Genomic DNA, 21,798 nt, shown 5'->3' with positions numbered 1-21,798 from the left:
GCGGGCCCGGACACCCCCGGCATGCCCCAGACCCTTCACGCGTGGTTCGCGCAGCGGGCCGCCGACCGCGGCGACGCCGTCGCCGTGACCGGCCCCGACGGCAGTCGGACCTATCGGGAACTCGACCGCGACGCCAACCGGCTCGCCCACCGCCTGCGGACGCTCGGCGTCGGTCCGGAGGTACGGGTCGCCGTCCGGATGCGGCGGGCCACGGGCCTGGTGACCGCGCTGCTGGCGGTGGTCAAGGCGGGCGGGGCGTACGTTCCGGTGGACCCGGCGAGCCCGCCGGAGCGGCAGGCGTTCGTGCTCGCCGACGCCGGGGCGGCGGTGCTGGTGACCGACGAGGCCGGAGGCGGGCCGCGGGCCCCGCACACCGTGGTGACCGGTCCGGGCGGCACCGGCCTCGACGACCTGCCCGGCACCGCGCCCGCGGACGTCGCGACGGGCCCGGCGAACCTGGCCTACGTCATCTACACGAGCGGTTCGACGGGCACACCCAAGGGCGTCATGGTCGAGCACCGCAACGTGACGGCGCTGCTCACCGGTGTCCGGGACAGGTTCCGGTTCGGGCCCGAGGACGTGTGGTCGATGTTCTCGTCGGCGGCGTTCGACGTGTCCGTGTGGGAGATGTGGGGTGCGCTGCTGCACGGTGGCAGGCTGGTCGTCGTGCCGGACGACGTGCGCCGGTCCCCGCAGGACTTCCACGCGCTGCTGCACCGGGAGCGCGTCACCGTCCTCAACCAGACGCCGTCCGCCTTCCGGCAGCTGATCCGGTACGAGGAGGAGCGGGCGGCGGCGGGCCCCGGGCCCGCGGAACTCGCCCTGCGGCTGGTGGTCCTCGCCGGGGAGGCACTGCCGCCCGCGATGCTGCGCCCGTGGATCGCCCGCCGCGGCGACGCGGCGCCCGTGCTGGTGAACATGTACGGAATCACGGAGACCACGGTGCACTCCACCTGTCGGCGGATGACGGCTGCCGACTGCGCGGACGCGGGCGACAGCGTGATCGGCGGGGCACTCGACGGCTGGACGATGCGGGTGCTCGGCGCCGACGGTCTGGAGGCGGCGCCGGGCACGGCCGGTGAGCTGTACGTCGGCGGGGCGGGCGTGACCCGCGGCTACCTGGGTCGCCCGGCCCTCACCGCGGAACGCTTCGTGCCCGACCCGGAGGCGGCCGTGCCGGGTGCGCGCCGGTACCGTTCCGGCGACAGCGCCCGGCGCGATGCGGACGGCGACCACGCGTACCTGGGCCGCCTGGACCTCCAGGTGAAGGTGCGCGGCCACCGCATCGAGCTCGGCGAGATCGAGAACGCGCTCGCCCGGCATCCGGCGGTGCGCGACGCGGCGGTGGTCGTCGACCGGGACGCCGCCGGGGAGCCGCGGCTGGTGGCGTACTGGGTCGCCGCGGCCCCGGCCGGGCCGTCGGAGCTGCGCGAACACCTGGCCCGGAGCCTGCCCGAGTACATGCTGCCGAACGTGTACGCGGTGCTGGACCGGATGCCGCTGACGCTCAACGGCAAGACCGACCGGCGGGCGCTTCCGTCCCCGGACACGGTGCGGCCCGACCTGGACGCGGGCTTCGCCGCCCCGGACACCCCCGTCGAGAAGGCGGTGGCGGACGTCTGGGCCGAGGTGCTGTCGGTCGACCGGGTGGGGCTGGACGACGACTTCTTCGAGCTGGGCGGCCATTCGATGCTCGCCACCCGGGCCGTGGCCGTCGTCGGGGAGCGGCTGGGCGTCGGGGTGACGCTGCGGATGTTCTTCGACCGGCCGACGGTACGGGAACTCGCGGGCGCCCTCGACGAACTGCTCGCGGCACAGAACGGCCCCGGCGGGGGCCGGTCCACATCCGAACCGCATGGGGGGAACGCATGACGGAACGCGTGACGCACGAGACGGAGCTGCCCGAGCAGTGCGTGGCCATCATCGGGATGAGCGGGCGTTTCCCGGGCGCCGAGGACGTCGACGCGCTGTGGCGCATGGTGGTGGCGGGTGAGGAGGGCGGCACCCGCTACACCGACGAGGAACTCGCGGCGGCCGGGGTGCCGCAGAGCCTGCTGGACGATCCGGCGCTGGTGAGATCCGGTTTCCCGTTGGACGGCTTCGACCGCTTCGACGCCGACTTCTTCGGTGTCACCCGCTCGGAGGCCGAGCTGATGGACCCGCAGCACCGCCTGCTGCTGGAGACGTCCTGGCAGGCCCTGGAGCGGGCCGGGTACCCGGCGGGCGCCGCCGAGGGCCGGACCGGGGTGTTCGCCGGTGTGTCGGGCAGCGGCTACCTGCGCGAACGCATCCCGCACGGCGGTACGGACGGTCCGGTCTCGGACGAGATCCAGGTGGCCATCGGCAACGACCCCGGCATGACGGCGCTGCGGGTGTCGTACAAGCTGGGCCTCACCGGTCCCAGTCTCACCGTGCAGAGTGCCTGTTCCTCGTCGCTGGTGACGGTGCACCTCGCCGTGCAGTCGCTGTTGAGCGGGGAGTCGGATCTGGCGCTGGCCGGTGGGGTGGCGGTGCGGGAGTTCGAGCCGCGCGGCTACCGCTACGAGGAGGGCGCGATCCTCTCCGCGGACGGGCACTGCCGCCCCTTCGACGCGGCGGCGACCGGCACCGTGTCGGGCGACGGCGTGGCGATGGTGGTGCTCAAGCGGCTTCAGGACGCCGTCGCCGACGGCGACCACATCCACGCGGTGATCCGCGGCAGTGCCGTCAACAACGACGGCGCGGCGAAGATCGGCTTCACCGCGCCGTCGCAGCACGGTCAGGCCGAGGTCGTCGCCGAGGCACTGGCGGTCGCCGGGGTCGAGCCGGACACGATCCAGTACGTGGAGGCGCACGGCACCGCCACGCCCCTCGGCGACCCGATCGAGGTGCAGGCGCTCACCGAGGTGTTCGGCCCCGCCGCCGGAGCCGGGACGGTCCATCTGGGCTCGGTGAAGTCGAACGTCGGCCACCTCGACGCGGCAGCCGGTGTCACCGGTCTGATCAAGGCGGCGCTGGCGCTGGAGCACCGGCACATCCCGCCGACCGCGCACTTCAGCAGCCCCAACCCGCACCTGTCGCTCGACAAGGGGCCGTTCCGGGTCGACGCCGAGGGGCTGACCTGGCCCCGGACGGAACGTCCGCCGCGCGCCGGGGTGAGCGCCTTCGGCATCGGTGGCACCAACGCGCACGTGGTCCTGGAGGCGGCGCCGGCCGTCGCCGGGGAGGGTGACGGGCCGGAGCCGGACGACGACTGGCACGTGCTGCCGCTGTCGGCCCGCACCCCGGAGGCCCTGCACGCCACCGCCGAGCGGCTGGCCGCCGCGCTGGAGGCGGAGCCGGACGGCGGACTCTCCGATGTCGCGCACACCCTCCAGGCGGGCCGCGCCGTCCTCCCGTACCGCCGTACCGTGGTGGCCGGCGACCGTGCCTCGGCCGCCGCCGAGCTGCGCCGCCCCGTCCCCGCCGCCGAGCCGGTCGCGCCGGACGGCCCGGCGCCCGCCGTGGTATTCCTGCTGCCCGGCCAGGGCGCGCAGTTCGCGGGCATGGGCGCGGACCTCCACCGCCATGAACCGGTGTTCCGCGAGGCGTTCGACCGCTGCGCCGAGATCCTCCGCCCGCTCGTCGGCCGGGACCTGCGCGAGATCGTGTTCGCCGCCGACGGGGACGAGGCCCGCGAACGGCTGCGGCAGACCCGGTACACCCAACCCGCGGTGTTCTGCGTCGACTACGCCGTGGCGCGGCTGCTGATGTCCTGGGGCGTGCGCCCCGACGCGATGACCGGGCACAGCATCGGTGAGCTCGTCGCGGCCTGCCTGGCCGGGGTGTTCACGCTGGAGGACGCGTTGCGGGTGGTGGCCCGGCGGGCCGGGCTGATGCAGGATCTGCCGCCCGGCCGGATGCTGTCCGTGCTGCTCGACGAGGACGCGCTCGCCGAGGCGCTGGACGGCCGTGCGACGATCGCCGCCGTCAACGCACCGGGCTCCTGCGTGGTGGCCGGAACCCCGCAGGAGGTCGCCGAGGCCCGTCGGGTGCTGACGGAACGCGGCGTGCCCGTACGGGAGTTGGAGACCTCGCACGCCTTCCACACCGCTCTCGTGGAACCGGCACTGCCCGGACTCGCCGAGGTGCTGCGCCAGGTGCGGCTGAACAAGCCGCGCATCCCGTTCCTGTCGAACGTGACCGGCACCTGGATCACCGACGAGCAGGCCACGGACCCGGAGTACTGGGTCGCCCACACCCGCCGCCCGGTGCGGTTCTCGGACGGGATCGGCGCACTGGCCGAGCGAGGGCCCGTCGTGTTCGTCGAGGTGGGCCCCGGCAGCCAGTTGAGCGGCCTGGTGCGAAGCCGCCCGGAGCCCTCGACGGTGGTGGCGCCGCTGCGCCGGCCGCGCGGCACGCAGGAGGCCGCCGGGCACCGGTCGGTGCGCGAGGGGCTGGGCGCGCTGTGGCGGCTCGGGGTGCCGGTCGACTGGGCGGCGCTGCACCGCGGCCGGGCCCGGCGCCGTGTCCCGCTGCCCGCCTACCCCTTCGAGGGCCGCAGCCATCTGCTGCCCCGGCCCGGGGCGACGTCCGGAGGCGGGAGTGCGCGCACCGACCCGGCCCGATGGACGTACGCCCCCGTCTGGCATCGCGCGCCGCTGCCGGCCGTGCCGCAGGAGTCCGTCGGTGAGCCGCGGACCTGGCTGGTCCTCACCGACGAGCACGGACTCACCGACGAGGTGTCCGCCGCCCTGCGGGCGGGCGGCCACACGGTCGTCACCGTGCGCAAGGGGACGGCGTACGCCCGCAGGTCCGGGCACGACTTCACCGCCGATCCCGCGGACCCCGGTCACCTCCCCCGTCTCGTACGGGAGTTGCGCGGCGACGGCACGACACCCGACCGCATCCTGCACGGCTGGTCCGTCGGCGGCGGGGACGAGGACGGGACCGGCGCCGCGGACAGGTACCGCGACGCGCTGGACGCGGGCTTCCACAGCCTGGTCGCACTGGCCCGGACCCTGGGCGAGAGCGGCGACACGCGACCGGTGCGCGTCGACGTCGTCACCGACGGCCTCCAGGACGCCCACGGCAGCGCCGTCGTGCGCCCCGAACGGGCCACCCTGTACGGCGCGGTCACCGTGCTCCCGCAGGAGTACGCCTGGCTGACCTGCCACAGCATCGACATCGAACTCCCCCGCGACGCGTCGGAACGCACCCGGGCGGCCGGGCGGCTGGTCGCCGAACTGTCCGGGCCCGGCCGCGAACCGCTCGTCGCCCACCGGGGCGGCCTGCGGCTGCTGCGGGCGTTCGCGCCGGTGGAACTCGCGGCGGTGGCGCCCGAGCGTGCGTGGCGGGAGGACGCCGGGTATCTGGTGACCGGGGTGTCCGGCGAGGCCGGGCTCTCCTTCGCCGAGCATCTGGCGTCCGTCGGGGCGCGGCTGATGCTGGTCGGCGCCCCGGACTTCCCCGCGGAGGACGACTGGGCGTCCTGGCTCACCGGTGCGGCGGGCGACGACGCGGGGGTCCGGGACCGGGTGGCACGCCTCGCGGCGCTGCGCGCGGCCCGGCCGGACGCCGTCGTCTACCGGGGCGCCGATCTCGCCGACCCCGACCGGGCGGGCCGCGTCGTCGAGGAGGCACGGAGCCTGTTCGGGGCCGTCCGGGGCGTGCTGCACCTCGCCGACGAACGGGGCTCGGGACTTGTCGCGCTGAAGGAGCGCGGCGACTTCGACGCGGTGCTGGCCGCCCGGGTGCGCTCGACGCTGCTGCTGGGCGAACTGCTGGCCGCCGAGGAGCCGGAGTTCTTCCTCCTCGGCTCGGCGACCACGGGCATCGTCGGCGGTTTCGGCCAGTCCGAGAACTGCGCCACCGCCGCGTTCCTGGACGCCTACGCCCAGGCCGCCGCGGCCGACGGACGGACCGTGGTCACCGTCGACTGGGCTCAGTGGGAGTGGGACGACTGGTTCGAGCAGCAGATGGCGGGCCTGCCGGAGGTGCGCGCGCTGTACGAGCGGTTGCGCCGCACGCAGGGCGTCCCGGTCGCCGACGGCCTGGCCCTGGCACGCGCGGCCCTCGCGGGCGGGCTGCCGCAGGTCGTGGTCTCGCGGGCGGACTTCCACGAGGTGCTCGCCGACCAGTCGGGGCTCACCGCCACGTCGTTCACCGACGCGCTCGGCAGCGGGCGGGAGCGGTCCGACGACGACTGGGACCCGGCGACGGTGTGGCCGGACGACGAGGTCGCGCAGTCGGTGGCCCGGGTGTGGCGCGACATGCTCGGGGTGTCGCCGATCGGCCCGGACGACGACTTCTACGACCTGGGCGGGAACTCGCTGTTCGCGATCCAGATCGTGGGACGGCTGCGCCGGGCGCACGGTGACTTCCCGATGAGTGCCGTCTTCGAGGCACCGACCGTCCCGGCGCTGGCCGCGGCGATCCGGGCACACCAGGCCGAGGCGATCGGACTTGACGAATTCGAGGCGCTGTTGCGCGAGGTCGAGAGCCTCTCCGCGGACGAGGCAGAGGCGAAGCTGAGGGGCGATCATGTCTGACGAGACCACCGGACCCGACGACGGAACGACGCGGCGAATCCAGGAACGGCTCGCCTCGCTGACCCCGGAGCAGCGCGCCGTACTGGAGAGATCGCTGCGCGACCGGGGCGCCAAGGCCCCCGCCTCCCTCGACACCGGGGAGCGCCCCGCCGCCCGGTCCGCCGCCGCGCGCCGCGGTCGGCGGCCGGACAGCGTCATGGACTTCAGCCTGTTCTTCTTCTCCGGCGACGGCACCGCCGCCGGACCGGGCAAGTACCAACTGCTGCTGGACAGCGCCCGCTACGCCGACGCCAACGGCTTCAGCGGCATCTGGGTCCCCGAACGCCACTTCGTGGACTTCGGCGGCCTCTACCCGAACCCGTCGGTGCTGGCCGCCGCCATCGCCGTGCTCACCGAGCGCATCGAGATCCGGGCCGGCAGCACCGTCCTGCCCCTGCACCACCCGGTGCGGGTGGCCGAGGAGTGGGCCGTCGTCGACAACCTGTCGGGCGGGCGGGCCGCGATCTCCGCCGCCTCGGGCTGGCATCCCGACGACTTCATCCTGGCGCCCGGCGACGGGCAGCGGCGCTATCCGCACCGCAAGGACGAGATGTTCGAGGCGATCGACACCATTCGGCGGCTGTGGGCGGGCGAGAGCGTCGAACTGCCGCGCGCCGACGGGTCCTCGCAGACCGTCCGCACCCTGCCGCGCCCGCTCCGTCCGGTGCTGCCGGTGTGGGTGTCGGCGCAGGGCAGCCCGGAGACGTTCGTGCGGGCCGGGGAGATCGGCGCGCATCTGCTGACCGGGCTGGTGGCGCAGCGGCCGACCGATCTGAAGGACAAGGTGGCCGCGTACCGCGAGGCACGGGCCGCGGCCGGGCACGATCCGGCGACCGGCCGGGTGACGGCGATGGTGCACACCTTCCTCTGGTCGGACGAGGACGAGGCGAGGGAGCTGGTGCGGGGGCCGCTGACCGGCTACCTGAAGACCTTCCTGGCCCAGCAGGACAGCTTCGGCAGCGAGTTCTCGAAGCTCGGCGAGGCCGAGCGGGACGTCATGCTCGCCGCCACCTTCGAGCGGTACTTCGACTCGCTGGCCCTGCTCGGCACGCCGGACACGTGCGAGTCGCTCATCGAGGACCTCGTCGACATCGGGGTGGACGAGGTCGCATGCCTCGTCGACTTCGGACTCGACGAGGACCAGGTGCTGAAGGGCCTGGAACACCTCACCGAGCTCAGGAACCGGTACCGGGGCACGCCCGAAGGAGAGCGGTCATGACGGAACTTGCCGACCGGCTCGCCGGTCTCACCCCGGCCCAGCGGGCCCTGCTGGACCGGCGGATGCGCGAGCGTGCCCAGGCCCCCGCCACGGCGGGGCCCGTGCCCCGGCGCACCGGCGGGAACCGGGTCCCGCTCACGGTGGACCAGGAACGGATCTGGCTCATCCACCAGTTCGACCCCGGGGATCCGGTCTACAACGTGTACTTCGCCTCGCGGCTGCGCGGCGCACTCGACCCGGACGCGCTGCAACGCGCGGTGGACGCCTTCGTGGACCGGCACGAGGCGATGCGTACCACGTTCGAGCAGGACGGTCACGCGCCCGTGCAGGTCGTGCACGGGGCGATGGCGGTTCCGGTGCGCCGGCTGGACCTGCGTCCCGTCCCCGCCGAGCGGCGCGAACAGGAGATGCTGCGGCTGGCCACCGAGGAGCTGCGCACCCCCTTCGACCTGGTGCGCGGCCCACTGCTGCGGGTGGCGCTGCTGCGCCTGGACGACCGGGAGCACGTGCTGGTGGGCACGGTGGACCACCTGGTCTGGGACCGCGGTTCGATGGGCATCTTCAATGCCGAGATCGCCGAGTTCTACACGGCGTTCGCCACCGGCCGGGAACCGGAACTCCCGGCGATCGAGGTGCACTACCCGGACTATGCCGAGTGGCAGCCGCGATGGCTGCGCGAGGAGGTCGCGCGACGCCATCTGCCGTTCTGGAGGCAGCAGCTCGACGGCGCCGCCCCGGTACTGGAACTGCCCACCGACCGGCCGCGTCCGCCGATGCAGACCTCGCACGGCGCGCGCCATCAGTTCCCACTGACCGCGGAACTGACCCGGGCCGTCCGGGACCTGGCCCGGCGCGAGGGGGTGTCGGTCTTCGTCGCGCTGCTGGCGTCCTGGCAGGTGCTGCTGCACCGGTTGTCCGGGCAGGAGGACATCGTGGTCGGCACCACGTCGTCCACCCGCGGCCGGCCCGAGACGGAGCCGATGGTCGGGTACTTCCTGACCATGCTGCCGCTGCGCACCGCGGTCCGGCCCGGGATGACGGTGCGGGAGCTGCTCCGGGCGACGCGCACGACGATGCTGGGCGCGTTCGACCACAACGACATCCCGTTCGGGACGCTGCTGGACGAGCTGGCGCCGGATCGCGACCCGAGTCGTACGCCGTTGTTCCAGACCTCGTTCATCCTCGTGGACTTCCATCACGAGGAGGAGGTGCCGATGGCGGGGCTGGAGGTCGAGGAGCTGATGCTCGACAACGCCACCGCCAAGGACGACGTGATGCTGGGCTTCTTCGACGACCCGGCCGTCGCCGAGGACCACTTCCACGCGGTGCTGGAGTACAACACCGATCTGTTCGACGCGAGCACGATGGACCGGATGGCCCGTCAGATCGTGCGGCTGCTGGAGCAGATGACCGCTGCTCCGGAGCTCGCCGTGCGCGACCTGTCTCTGGTCGACGACGCGGAGGCCCGCACCCTGCTGGTGGAGTGGAACGACACCGCGGCGGAGCGTGAGGCGGGTGTGTGCCTGGAGGACCTGGTGCGGCGCTCCGCCGCGGCCGCTCCGGACGCGGTCGCCGTCTCCTGCGGCGACGAGCGGGTCGGCTACGCCGAACTCCTCGACCGGGCGGGCCGCCTCGCCTCGTACCTGCGCCGCCGGGGCGTGACGGCCGAGTCGGTCGTCGGGGTCTGTCTGGACCGCTCGGTGGATCTGGTGACCGCGCTGCTGGGCGTGCTGATGTCGGGCGGTGCCTATCTGCCGCTGGACGCCGGGTATCCGTCGTCGCGACTGGTGGACATGACCACCGACGCGGGTGCCGGGCTGGTGGTGACCCGTTCGGGGCTGCTGGACGCCCTCGACGGCTGCCCCGGCGGGCGGGTGTGCCTGGACACCGACGCGGCGGCCGTCGCCGCCGAGTCGCCCGAACCGGCCCGTGCCGAGGGCGGCGAGGACCGGTTGGCGTACGTCATCTACACCTCCGGCTCCACCGGGCGGCCCAAGGGCGTGGAGGTCACCCACCGCAATCTGGTCAACCTGCTGCTGGCCATGGTGGACGAGATCGGCCTCGGGCCGGACGACGTCCTCGCCGCGGTCACCCCGGTGACCTTCGACATCGCGGGTCTGGAGCTGTACGCACCGCTCGTCGCCGGTGCGCGCACGCACGTCGTGCGCAAGGAGGAGGCGGTCGACGGGCACCGGCTGACGGCGGTGCTCGCGGAGACCGGCGCGACCGTCATGCAGGCCACCCCGGCGACCTGGCACCTGCTGGTGGAGGCGGGCCGGGAGGACGACGGGCGGCTGCGCGCCCTGGTGGGCGGCGAGGCGCTGCCGCCGTCCCTCGCCGAGCGGCTGGTCCGCGCGCCGGGCCGCACCTGGAACGTCTACGGCCCCACCGAGACGACCGTCTGGTCCACTGCGCACCGGCTGGACAGCGGCACCGGGCAGATCTCGATCGGCCGCCCGCTCGCCAACACCCGGGTGTACGTCCTTGACGACCGGATGCGTCCGGTCCCCATCGGCGTGCCCGGCGACCTGTACCTGGGCGGCACCGGCGTGGCCCGCGGCTACCGCGGCCGCCCGGGGCCGACGGCGGAGCGTTTCGTGCCCGACCCGTTCGGCGACCGGCCCGGCGCCCGGCTGTACGCGACCGGCGACCGGGCACGGCTGCGCTCCGACGGCACGCTGGTCTTCCTCGGCCGCGACGACGGCCAGGTCAAGCTGCGCGGCTTCCGCATCGAGCTCGGCGAGATCGAGGCACGACTGGAGGAGCACCCGGCGGTGCGGCGCGCGGTCGCACTGGTCCGGGAGGACCGGCCCGGCGACAAGCGGCTGGTGGGGTACGTCGAGAGCGCCGACGCGTCCGTGCCCGCGGAGGCCCTGCGCGAGCACCTGCGGGGCGTGCTGCCGGACTACATGGTGCCGTCGGTGATCGTTCGGCTGGAGACGCTCCCGTTGAACACCAGTGGCAAGGTCGACCGCCGGGCACTGCCCGCGCCCGTCGTGGAGCGGGACGCGGGGAGTTACGTCCCGCCGCGCGACGCCGTCGAGCTGGAGGTGGCGCACATCTGGGAGGAGGTGCTCGGGGTGACGCCGGTCGGGCTGCACGACCGGTTCTTCGACCTGGGCGGGCACTCCCTGCTGGTGCTGCGGCTGATGGCGGAGATCGAGCGGCACTTCGGGCAGCAGCTGCCGATGGCGGCGATCTTCCGGGGCGCGACCGTGGAGCGGTTCGCGCGCATGCTGCGCGAGGGGTACCGGGAGGAGGACGGTGTCCACCTCGTGGAGATCGGCTCCGGAACGGCCGGGAACCCGGTGTTCTTCGCCCACCCGGCGGGCAGCGAGGTGGTCTGCTACATGCCCTTCGCCGGGCTCGTCGGGGGCGACCGGCCGCTGTACGCCCTGGCGTCGCCGCCCCCGGTCGACGGGGTACTGCCGTTCGCCGGTTTCGGGGAGCGGGCCGCCGCGTACGCGGACCTGATCCGCGAGGTGCAGCCGCAGGGGCCCTACACACTGGCCGGCTGGTGCTACGGCGGTGCCAACGCGTTCGCCGTCGCCGGTGAGCTGGAGAAGGACGGCGCGGAGGTGTCCGTCGTCATGATGGACGCGCACGCCCCCGCCGTCGTCCCCGCCGGATCGGAACCGGACCGGGCCGACATCGTCGAGGCCGTCGCGGCGAACCTCCAGTGGGACTACGGCGACCGGCTGAGGACGGCGGACGAGCTGCGGGCCCTGACGCCCGAGGAGCACCTGGACTACCTGCTGGAACTGGCCCGTGCCTCCGACTACCTGCCGCCGGACGCCGGACGCGAGCAGATCGGCCAGGTCCTCGACCTGTGGCTGGCCAATCTGCGGCTGTTGTGGAACTTCCGGCCGACTCCGCTGAAGGGACGGGTCACACTGCTGCGGGCGGCCGAGGAGGAGCACGACCTCGCCGCCTCGTGGCGGGAGCTGACCGGGCAGCGGGTCGATGTCCGGACGGTCCCCGGCAATCACTACACGATGATGCGCCACCCGCACGTCGCGAAGCTTGCCGAGGTCCTCGACGAGGTCGTGGGCGGATCCGACGGCACGGCGTCCGGCGACGGGTCGGCGCCGACGCCGGCAGGAAAGGCCGTGAAGCATGCTTGAGCTCCTCAAGGACCGGACGTACATCCGTTACTGGCTGTCCGTCGTCTCGTCCTTCCTCGGCGATGCCATCACCAAGATCACTCTGATCTACGTGGTGGCGACCGAGACCGGCAACCCGGTCCTGTACGTGTCGCTGGTGGTCATCGCCCAGTTGCTGCCCTCCGGCGTGCTCGGCGCGTTCGTGGGCCCGCTGGCCGACCGGATTCCGGCCCGGCTGCTGATGGTCGGCTCCGACCTGATCCGGGCCGTGCTCGCACTGGCGATGATCACGGTGCGCGACCAGCCGCTGCTGCTGCTCGTGCTGGTCCTGCTCAGCGGCGTCGGCAAGGCGGTCTTCGAGACGGCCCGGATCACGGCGATCCCGCTGGTCGTGCGCGGGCACAGCATTCCGACGGCGGTGGCGCTCTTCCAGTCGACCAACCACACCCTCAACCTGGTGGGCCCCGCGCTGGGCGGGCTGCTGCTCGCCATCGGCAGCGTCACCGCCGTCTTCGTCATCGACGCGGCGACGTTCGTGATCTCGGCGGTGCTGCTGGGCAGCATGGCGGTGCTGCGCGAGGTGCCCGTCCCCGGACCGGACAGCGGCCGGGAATCCTACTGGCGGTCCCTGCGCACCGGGATCGGCGGGGTGCTCGCCGTTCCCTCGCTGCGCTTCCTCGCGGTGGTGCTGGTGCCCGTGATGCTGGCCCTCGGTCTGTTCACCACCAACCTCAACTCCCAGCTGCTCGCCGTGTTCGACCTGAAGCCGCTCGACTTCGGCCTGTCCCAGGCGGCGTTCGGAGCGGGGTCGATCGCCGGGGCGCTGACCGGGCCGCCGATGGTCCGCAGGTTCTCCGACCGGAAGCTGCTCATCGGCTCCATCGTCCTGTTCGGGGTCTCCCTGCTGCTCCTGGACCCGACGGGCCGGCTGCGGGACTCGCTGGGCGTGTCCGTGGTGCTGGTGTGGTGCCTGGTGGCGGGGCTCGGCTCCGGCCTGTTCCAGGTGCCGGTGGCCAACACCCTGCTGAGCGACCTGCCCGAGGCCCTGCGGGGCCGGGGCGTCGGCCTGCTCAACGCGCTGATGGTCAACTTCACCATCCTCGGCGTGGTCCTGGGCGGGGTCGCCGCCGACCTGATCGGCATCGCCCATTCGATCATCCTCACCGGCGCGCTGCTGCTGCCCGCCGCGGCCCTGCTCGCCCTGCACTCGCTGCGCGGGGCCCGCCGGGCCGGGACGGCCGCCGGTCCGGCGACCGCCGACTCGGAGGTGGCCCGATGACGGCCGATCCGCACCTCCCGCTCACCCCGGCCCAGCGCAGACTGTGGGCCCTGGCCCAACTGCGCCCCGGTGACCCCTTCTTCAGCATTCCGTTCGCCGTCGACATCGACGGGCCGCTGGACACCGGAGCCCTTCGCGACGCCCTCACTGAACTGACGCGTCGTCACCCCGCGCTGCGCACCCGGATCGTGCGGGATGCGGCGGGCGAACCCGTGCAGCACATCGGCGCACCGGCACCGATCGCCACGGAGGTCGTCGAGGCGGCGGGCCGGGCGGACGCACTCGCCGACGCCTTCGCGCGCACCCCGTTCGACGTGGACGGCGGGACGCTGCTGCGGGTCCGGCTGCTGCGGCTCGGCGACACCGCGCACCGGCTGCTCGTCGGCGTCCACCACATCGTCTTCGACGGTGCGTCGCTGGACGTCTTCACCACCGAACTCGTCGCACTGTACGAGGCATTCGCACGGGGCCTGCCCTCGCCGCTGCCGGAGCCGGCCGTCGACCAGGGCGCCTTCCTCGCCGCGCGCACGGAGCAGGACGACCGCGACCGCGAGAAGAACCTGCGGTACTGGACCGAGCGGCTCGCCGGTGCCCCCGAGGTCCTGGAACTGCCGCTGACCGGGCCCCGCCCGGCACGCGGCGGGCACGACGGCGGCCGCCGTACCACCGTCCTGCCGCACGAGGTGGTGGAGCCGCTCGGACGGCTCGCCCGCGCCCGCCGGTGCAGCCTGTTCATGGTGCTCAAGGCGGCGGTGGACGTGGTGCTCGGCCGGTACGGCGGCACCGACGTGCTCACCGGCATGGCCGTCTCCGGCCGTGAGACCACCGACAGCACCGGCCTCATCGGCTACCTCACCCGGCCCGTGGTGCTGCGCGCCGACCTGTCGGACGACCCGGAGTTCGTCGAGCTGCTGGGCCGGGTGCGCGGCGACCTGCTGGACGCCCTGGACCACGCCGATCTGCCCGTCGACGAGGTGATGGACGCGCTCGGCATCGCCCGCGACCCGAGCTACCACCCGCTGTATCAGGTGATGTACACCCATCAGCCGGCGGCGCCGGTCCACCGGGCGGGCGGGGCGGTGTTCCGGGCGACGGAACTGCGGCTGCCCACGGTGAAAACCGACCTCGCGATCGACACCGTGGAGACCGAGGACGGACTGCTCGCCCTCGTCGACTACCGCACCTGCCTCTTCGACGACGCCACCGCGGAGTCGCTGCTGGCCCGGCTGCGGACCGTGCTGGAGCGGATCGGCGCGGATCCTCGGGCCCGGGTCTCCGCACTGGCGCGGCCCACCGCGGCGGAGCACGCGCAACTGGCCGGGGAAGGGAACCCGGCGGCCGGGGAACCCGCCGCCGAGGAGTGCCTGCACTCCCTGGTGGCCGAGCAGACCGCCCGCACCCCGGACGCCGTGGCCGTGGCGGGCGCGGGGCGGTCCTGGACCTACCGGCGGCTGGACGCCGCCGCGGAGCGCCTGGCGACCCGGCTGCGGCATCGCGGTGTCGGACCCGAGGTGTGCGTGGGGGTGTGCGCACCGGTCTCCTTCGACCTCGTGGCCGCCCATCTCGCCGTGCTCCGGGCGGGCGGGGTGTGCGTCCCGCTGGACCCGGCGACGCCCGCCTTCCTGCTGCGGCTGGCCGTGGACGACCTGGGGGTGGACACCGTCCTGGCGGACAACGCGTCGTTCTCGCTGTTCGACCACACCCGGGTGCACGTGATCGAGCTGGACGCAGCGGCCGACGGGCCGGGGGCCGGGGATCCGGCCGACGGTGCACCGGACGGACCCGCCGCGCCGGTCGGGCCCCGCAACGCCGCCTGGGTGCTGCGCACGTCCGGCGCCACCGGGGAGTCCAGGACCGTGGTCGCCGAGCACCGCCAACTGGCGTCCCGGCTGCGCTGGGCCCACCGGGCGCTGCCCGCCGCGGCCCTCGACGCGGTGGTGCCGCTCGGTCCGCCGGACGCGCCGGGCGCGGTGTTCGAACTCTTCGCCCCGCTCACCCGTGGCGGCCGGGTGGTGGTGCCGGACGGCGCCGCCCCCGGCACGGTGTACTGCGCCCCCTCGGAACTGCCCGCACCGGTGCCCGGCGCCGCGCACGTGCTGACCGGGGGCGAACCGCTGGTGCCCGCGCAGGTGCGGGCCGCCTACGGGGCCGGGGCCGAGGCGGTGCACCAGCTGTACGTCACCGCCGAGACCGCGGGGCCCGCCCTCGGCGGACCGGTCGCACCGGACACGGACCCGGTGGCGCTCGGCGCCCCGGCCGCGGCGACGGCCCATGTCCTGGACCCGGCGGGCCGGCCGGTCCCGCCGGGCGTCGTCGGCGAACTGCACATCGGGGGCCCGGCCGTGGCCCGCGGCTACCTGGGCATGCCGGGCGCGACCGCGGATCGGTTCCGGCCCGACCCGTTCGCGACGCGGCCGGGCGGTCGGCTGTTCGCCACCGGCGACCTCGCCCGCCGCACACCGGACGGGCGCCTGGTGTTCGCCGGGCGGGCCGCGGAACAGGTCCGGGTGCGCGGCGTCCGGGTGGCCGCGGTCGATGTGCGGGCCGCGCTGCTGGCGCACCCCGCCGTGGTGCGCGCCGAGGTACTGACGCATGCCAGGGAGGCGGGGTCGGGCGACGGGCTCACCGCCGTGGTCGTGGTCCGGCCCGGCACGGGCGCGACCGCCGAGGTCCTGCGCGGGCATCTCGTGGAGTCGCTGCCCGGGTACATGCTGCCCGGACGGCTGGAGGTCCTGGACCACATGCCGCTGCTGCCCGGCGGACGCCCGGACCGCACCGGGCTGGCGAGGGCACTCGCCGAGGCGACCGCGCGGCGCGAGACGGCACGGGCCGCGGCACGGGCAGCGGACGAGCAGCCGCTGGACGCGGCCGAACGCCTCGTCGCGGAGGTGTGGGAGCAGGTCCTGGGCCGCGTCGTGGGCCCGGAGGTGGGCTTCTTCGACGCGGGCGGCAACTCGCTGCTGCTCATCCGGCTGCGGGACCGCCTGCGGGCGGCGCTGGAGCGCGACATCGAGGTGGTCGACCTGTTCCGGCACTCCACCGTGCGGTCCATGGCGTCGCTGTTCGCGGGCGCGGCCGGCGCCGGGCCGCAGGACACACCCGACGCCACACCACCGGCGGCGCCCGGCACCGGCTCCGACCGCGGCCGGACGCGGCAGGCGGCGATGAGGACACGCGGCCGTGCACTCGGCCGGAGGAGGAACCGATGACGACGACGAACGCGGTGGCCGCACCCCGGCTCGGCGGGGCCTACCCCGACGACCTCGCGGCGACGACCGCCTTCCTCACCCGCGTCGAGGACGAACCGGACACCGACGGGCCGCTCGGCGGGGCCGACGGGCCACTGCACACGGCGGCCCGCCGGTTGCGGCACCAGTTCGTCACGCTCCACGCGGAGCGCCTGTACGCCGAACTCACCGACGAACTGCGGATGTTCCGGCGGCTGGACGAACTCGCCGCCGCGGCGGCGGAGCTGGTGCCCGGTCTGGTGCCGACGAAGGAGCAGATCGAGACCGAGCGACGGCGACCGCAGCGGGAGAAGGAGGGCCGGGAGATCGACCACGGCATCTTCTTCCACGGGCTGCTGCGCGCGGAGACGGCGGGACGGCACCTGATGGAAGCCATGCGCAGGCCGGGTCCGAGGTCGCTGGCGGCACTCGCCGGTTTCCGCGCGACCGGCCGCGCCGACCTCGGTATCGCCTCCGTCGAACGGCGCGGCGACGTGGGCGAGGTGACCGTGAACAACGCGGAGTTCCTCAACGCGGAGGACGATCTGCTGGTCGCGGCCCTGGAGACCGCGGTCGACCTGGTCCTGCTGGACGACCGGATCCGGGTCGGCGTCATGCGCGGCGCCCCGATGACCCATCCGCGCCACGCCGGACGCCGGGTGTTCGGCGCGGGCATCAACCTCACCCGCCTGTACCGGGGCGAGATCTCGCTCGTCGACTTCTTCCTCGCCCGGGAACTCGGATACATCAACAAGGTGTTCCGGGGGCTCAGCGTGCCGGACGACGGCCGGGACTGGCTGCCCGGGGCCGTGGAGAAGCCGTGGGTGGCCGCCGTGGACTCCTTCGCGATCGGCGGCGCGGCGCAGATCCTGCTCGTCTTCGACCGGGTGATCGCGACCGACGACGCCTACTTCACCCTGCCCGCGCTGCGCGAGGGCATCATCCCGGGCGCGGCGAACCTGCGGCTGCCGCGGGTGGCGGGCAACCGGCTCGCCCGGCAGTCGATCTTCGACGACCGGCGGATCGACGCGTCCTCGCCCGAGGGGCGGCTGCTGTGCGACGAGGCGGTGCCCGCCGCGCGCATGGACGCGGCGGTCGACGCCGCGGCCGCCGCCCTCGCCGATCCGGCCGTCGTGGCGAACCGGCGTGTCCTGCACGCCCACGAGGAGCCCGAGGACCTGTTGCGGCACTACCTGGCGGACTACGCCGTCGAGCAGTGCCGCCGCCTGCACAGCCCCGACCTCGTCGAGAACCTGGAACGCACCTGGATATCGAGGAACCGATGACATCCGTTCAGCAGCGCACCCTGTACCAGTGGTTCGAGGAGTCGGCCCTGCGGCTGCCGGATCGGCCGGCCCTGGAGGTCGGCGACGAGGTCCTCACCTTCGCCGGGCTCCGGGCCCTGGCCATGACCCTGGCGGACCGGATCGTGCACAAGCACGGCCGCGCGCCGCGCCGCGTGGCGCTCGTCGCCTCCCGGACGGTCGCCGCCTACGCGGGCTACCTGGCCGTCCAGCGGCTCGGCGCGGGCATCGTCCCGCTCAACCCCGACCACCCCGAGCAGCGCAACCTGGACATCGCCCAGCGCGCGGGGGTGGAGGTCGCCCTGGTCGACGGCCGCTCGGCCGGTCTGTTCTCACTCCTTCCCGAGCGGCACCGGCCGACCGTGCTGGAACTCGACGAGGACGAGCGGGCCGACGGCCCGGTATCCCCGGGAACACCTCCGGCGCCGTACGACCTCGGCGGCGAGGCGTACCTCCTGTTCACCTCGGGGTCGACCGGCCAGCCCAAGGGCGTGCCGATCCTGCACCGCCACATCTCGCCGTACCTCGCGCACAACATCACGCGCTACGAGATCGCGCCCGGCACACGGCTGTCGCAGGTGTTCGGGCTCACCTTCGACGCGCACGTCTTCGACCTGTTCGCGACCTGGGGCGGCGGGGGCACCCTGGTCGTGCCGTCGGCCACCGACCTGTACGCCCCGGTGGACTTCATCGTGGAGCGGCGGCTCACGCACTGGTTCTCGGTCCCGTCGGTGGTGCGGGAGGCGCAGCGGCTCGGCAACCTGCCGACGGGCCGGGCCGTCAATCTGCGCCACAGCATGTTCGGCGCGGAGCCGGTCACCGCCCAGCACGCGGCGCTGTGGCGCGAGGTGGCCCCCGCGTCGCAGATCCACAACGTGTACGGCCCCACCGAGCTGGCCATCTGTTGCACCAACCACCGCCTGACCGGGCCGAGTTCGCACTGGCCGGAGTATCCGGGCGGCACCGTGCCGATCGGGGTGATGTTCCCGCACATGCAGGGCGTCCTGCTGGACGAGGACGGGCTGCCCGCCGACGAGGGCGAGTTGTGCGTGCGCGGGCCGCAGCGGTTCGACGGCTACCTCGATCCGCGGGAGAACGCCGGACGGTTCCTCTCCCACGAGGAGGGCAGCCGGGCCGTCGTGTACGACGGCACCGCCCCGCTCACCGACCGCCACTGGTACCGCACCGGTGACCGGGTCCGCCGCGTGGACGGCGTCATGGTGCACTGCGGCCGTCTCGACCAGCAGGTCAAGGTGCGCGGGCACCGGATCGAGATCGGCGAGGTGGAGGCGGTGCTGCGGCGTCACCCGTACGTCGTCGACGTGGCGGTGGCCGCACTGCCCACGGACGACGGCGAGACGGAACTCGTCGCCGGGTACGCCGGGCGCGAGGTGGATCCTGCCGTGTTCGAGGCATGGCTGGGCGACCGGGTGCCGCTGCACATGGTGCCCGCCCGGATCCGGCGGCTGGACGGACTGCCGCTCAACGACAACGGAAAGACGGACCGCAACGCACTCGCGCGGATCCTCGCCACCCGGGAGGGGTCATGACCGACGCATCCACCGACGCGCTGCAACGCCGGCGCACCGAACTCGCCGGTCTGGAGCCCCTGGGGCTGCCCACCGACCGGCCGCGTCCCGCGGTGCCGGACGGCGGCACGGCCCGGCACACCCGGACCGTGCCGGCCGGTGGCGCCGACGCCCTGCGCAAGACGGCCGCGGCCTGCGGCGTCGTCCCGTCCGTCGCGCTGCTCGCCCTGTACCAGCTCCTGCTGGGCCGGTGGAGCCGCAGGCGTGATGTCGCCGTCGGCACACCCCTGGACGGCGAACTCGTCGTCGTCCGGACGGATCTCGGCGGCGACCCGGACCTCGGGCGGCTCGTCGGGCGGGCCGACGCGGCCCTGCGGTCGGCCGGGGCACGGCCGAGGCCACCGTTCGGCGAACTCGCCGCCGTCCTCGCACCGGAGACGGCCGCCGGTCATCACCCGCTGGTGCAGGCGGTGTTCGCCCCGCAGGACGCCGCATGGGAGGCCCCGGAAGGAGGGTGCCCGCCCGATCTGGTGCTGAGCCACGCCGAGCGGGGCGCCGAGATCCACCTGTGTCTGGAGTACCGCACCGCGCTGTTCGACGCCGCGACCGCCGAGCGGTTCACCGGTGCCCTGCTCACCCTGACGCAGGCCGTCTGCGCGAACCCCGGCGCCACCGTCGGCCGTCTCGACCTGCTCACGCCGGACGAGCGCGACCGGACACTGGAGCGGGGCCGTCACGTCGTCGAGTTCCCCACCGGGTCGACGGTCGCCGAGTTGGTCGCCGAGCAGGCCGCCCGCACACCGGACGCGACGGCCGTGGTGTTCGGCACCGAGGAGGTCGGCTACCGGGAGCTGGACGCCCGGGTCGCCCGGCTGGCCCGCCACCTGCGCGCACTGGGCGTGGCACCGGACGTGCCGGTCGGCGTCTGCCTGGAGCGCGGCACCGAGCTGATCGTCGCGCTGCTGGCCGTGCTGCGGGCGGGCGGGGCCTTCGTGCCGCTCGACCCGGAGCATCCCGCGGAGCGCCTCGCGTTCGTCCTCGCCGACACGGCGGCGCCGGTCGTCGTCACCCAGGAGTCGCTGCGCGACCGGTTCCCCGGCGCGGGGCGGAGACTGGTGGCGGTGGACACCGACCGGGAGGCGATCGCCGCCGCCCGCGACGGCCTCCCCTCCCCCGCCGCCGGTCCGGAGAACCTCGCGTACGTGCTCCACACCTCGGGCTCCACCGGCACCCCCAAGGGCGTGGCGATCACGGTCGGTTCGCTGGTCAACCTGCTGCTCGGGATGTGCCGGACGTTCCCCCCACCGGCCTGCGACCGGGTGCTGTTCAGCACGTCGTCCACCTTCGACATCGCCAATGTCGAGGTGTTCCTGCCGCTGCTCACCGGCGGCACCCTGATCGGCGCGGACCGGAACCAGGTCCGCACGCCGAGCGCGCTGGCCGGTCTCGTCGACCGGCACGCCGTCACCCTGGTCCAGGCCACCCCGTCGGCCTGGCGGCCGCTGCTGGACGCGCTCGGCGACCGGGAGGCTCCGTGCGAGCTCACCCTCTTCACGGCGGGCGAGGCGCTGCCCGCGGATCTCGCCGCGAGGATGCTGCGGGTGGGCCGTCGCGTCGTCAACGGCTACGGCCCGACCGAGACCACCGTCTACGCGACCACCGCCGAGATCCGTGACGCGACGGACCCGGTCCCGATCGGCAGGCCCACGGCCAACACCGAGGTGTACGTCGTCGACGAGGCCGACCGGCCGGTGCCGGTCGGGGTGCCCGGTGAGCTGCTCATCGGCGGCGCGGGACTGGCCCGCGGCTACCTGGGCCGACCCGACCTGACGGAGGAGCGGTTCACCGGCGCGCCGTTCCCGGGGGCGGCGGGGCGGGTGTACCGCACCGGGGACCTGGTGCGGTGGCTGCCGGACGGGAACCTGGAGTTCCTGGGGCGGCTGGACCATCAGGTGAAGGTGCGGGGCTTCCGCATCGAGCCGGGCGAGGTCGAGGCGGCGCTGCTGGCCCACGCGGACGTCGCCGCCTGTGTGGTGACCGCCCGTGAGGACCTGCCGGGCGGGCGGGCGCTGGTGGCGTACTGCGTCCCGGTGGCGGGCCGGGCGCTCGGCGTCGGTGCCCTGCGCGAGTGGTGCGGGCGCACCCTGCCCGGGTACATGGTGCCGGCCGCGTTCGTCTTCCTGGACCGGCTGCCGCTGACCACCAGCGGCAAGACGGACCGCGCGGCGCTGCCCGCGCCGGACGGCGACCGGTCCGGTCTGGAGACCGGGTTCGTGGCGCCGCGCACCCCGGCGGAGCGCGCGGTGGCCCGGGTCTGGGCCGAGGCGCTGTGGGCCGACGAGGTCGGCGCCCACGACGACTTCTTCGAGCTCGGCGGGGACTCGCTCGTCGCCACCCGGGCGGCCCTGAAGCTCCAGGAGGAGTTCGGCCTGGAGATCCCGGTGCACGTGTTGTTCGCCTGCTCGACGGTGGAGACGCTCGCGAAGGCGCTGATGACCGCACGCCGGGGCGGGGGCTTCCCCGCGCCCTGAGGGGGTGCGCGGCCGGCCCGTACGACCGGCCGCGCGCCCCTCCCGCGGTGGCACGGCG

At 74.4% G+C, this 21,798-nt stretch carries 9 protein-coding genes; all 9 read left to right on the top strand.

The window, feature by feature from the left end:
• The first annotated feature begins 21 nt into the window (after positions 1–21).
• From ACFC79_RS26795 to ACFC79_RS26755, 9 genes are read left to right on the top strand one after another with little or no spacing between them, the layout of a single operon-like run.
• Positions 22–1,872: an amino acid adenylation domain-containing protein gene (locus ACFC79_RS26795; protein WP_376244794.1), complete on the top strand. Its 1,851-nt coding sequence runs from the start codon at positions 22–24 to the stop codon at positions 1,870–1,872.
• Positions 1,869–6,509, top strand: coding sequence for a beta-ketoacyl synthase N-terminal-like domain-containing protein (locus ACFC79_RS26790; RefSeq protein WP_376244791.1), 4,641 nt, complete (start codon positions 1,869–1,871; stop codon positions 6,507–6,509). The genes ACFC79_RS26795 and ACFC79_RS26790 overlap by 4 nt, the downstream gene beginning before the upstream one ends.
• Positions 6,502–7,767: a MupA/Atu3671 family FMN-dependent luciferase-like monooxygenase gene (locus ACFC79_RS26785; RefSeq protein ID WP_376244788.1), complete on the top strand. Its 1,266-nt coding sequence runs from the start codon at positions 6,502–6,504 to the stop codon at positions 7,765–7,767. The genes ACFC79_RS26790 and ACFC79_RS26785 overlap by 8 nt, the downstream gene beginning before the upstream one ends.
• On the top strand, positions 7,764–11,891 hold the full coding sequence (locus ACFC79_RS26780) for an amino acid adenylation domain-containing protein (RefSeq protein ID WP_376244785.1): 4,128 nt from the start codon (positions 7,764–7,766) through the stop codon (positions 11,889–11,891). The genes ACFC79_RS26785 and ACFC79_RS26780 overlap by 4 nt, the downstream gene beginning before the upstream one ends.
• Positions 11,884–13,149, top strand: coding sequence for an MFS transporter (locus ACFC79_RS26775; RefSeq protein ID WP_376244783.1), 1,266 nt, complete (start codon positions 11,884–11,886; stop codon positions 13,147–13,149). Before ACFC79_RS26780 ends, ACFC79_RS26775 begins: the two co-directional genes overlap by 8 nt.
• Positions 13,146–16,358: a condensation domain-containing protein gene (locus ACFC79_RS26770; RefSeq protein WP_376244780.1), complete on the top strand. Its 3,213-nt coding sequence runs from the start codon at positions 13,146–13,148 to the stop codon at positions 16,356–16,358. The genes ACFC79_RS26775 and ACFC79_RS26770 overlap by 4 nt, the downstream gene beginning before the upstream one ends.
• A complete protein-coding gene (locus ACFC79_RS26765; protein WP_376244778.1) occupies positions 16,355–17,662 on the top strand; it encodes an enoyl-CoA hydratase/isomerase family protein in 1,308 nt (435 codons plus the stop codon). The genes ACFC79_RS26770 and ACFC79_RS26765 overlap by 4 nt, the downstream gene beginning before the upstream one ends.
• Positions 17,659–19,230, top strand: coding sequence for an amino acid adenylation domain-containing protein (locus ACFC79_RS26760; protein WP_376244775.1), 1,572 nt, complete (start codon positions 17,659–17,661; stop codon positions 19,228–19,230). The genes ACFC79_RS26765 and ACFC79_RS26760 overlap by 4 nt, the downstream gene beginning before the upstream one ends.
• Positions 19,227–21,740 (top strand): amino acid adenylation domain-containing protein, encoded by a 2,514-nt coding sequence (locus tag ACFC79_RS26755; protein ID WP_376244772.1) that lies wholly within the window; start codon positions 19,227–19,229, stop codon positions 21,738–21,740. The genes ACFC79_RS26760 and ACFC79_RS26755 overlap by 4 nt, the downstream gene beginning before the upstream one ends.
• Positions 21,741–21,798: the final 58 nt, after the last annotated feature.

The sequence above is a fragment of the Streptomyces sp. NPDC056061 genome, from assembly GCF_042266885.1.
Lineage (GTDB): Bacteria > Actinomycetota > Actinomycetes > Streptomycetales > Streptomycetaceae > Streptomyces.
The sequence above is the reverse complement of the archived record's forward strand: the minus strand, read 5'-3'. Positions and strand labels throughout refer to the sequence as shown.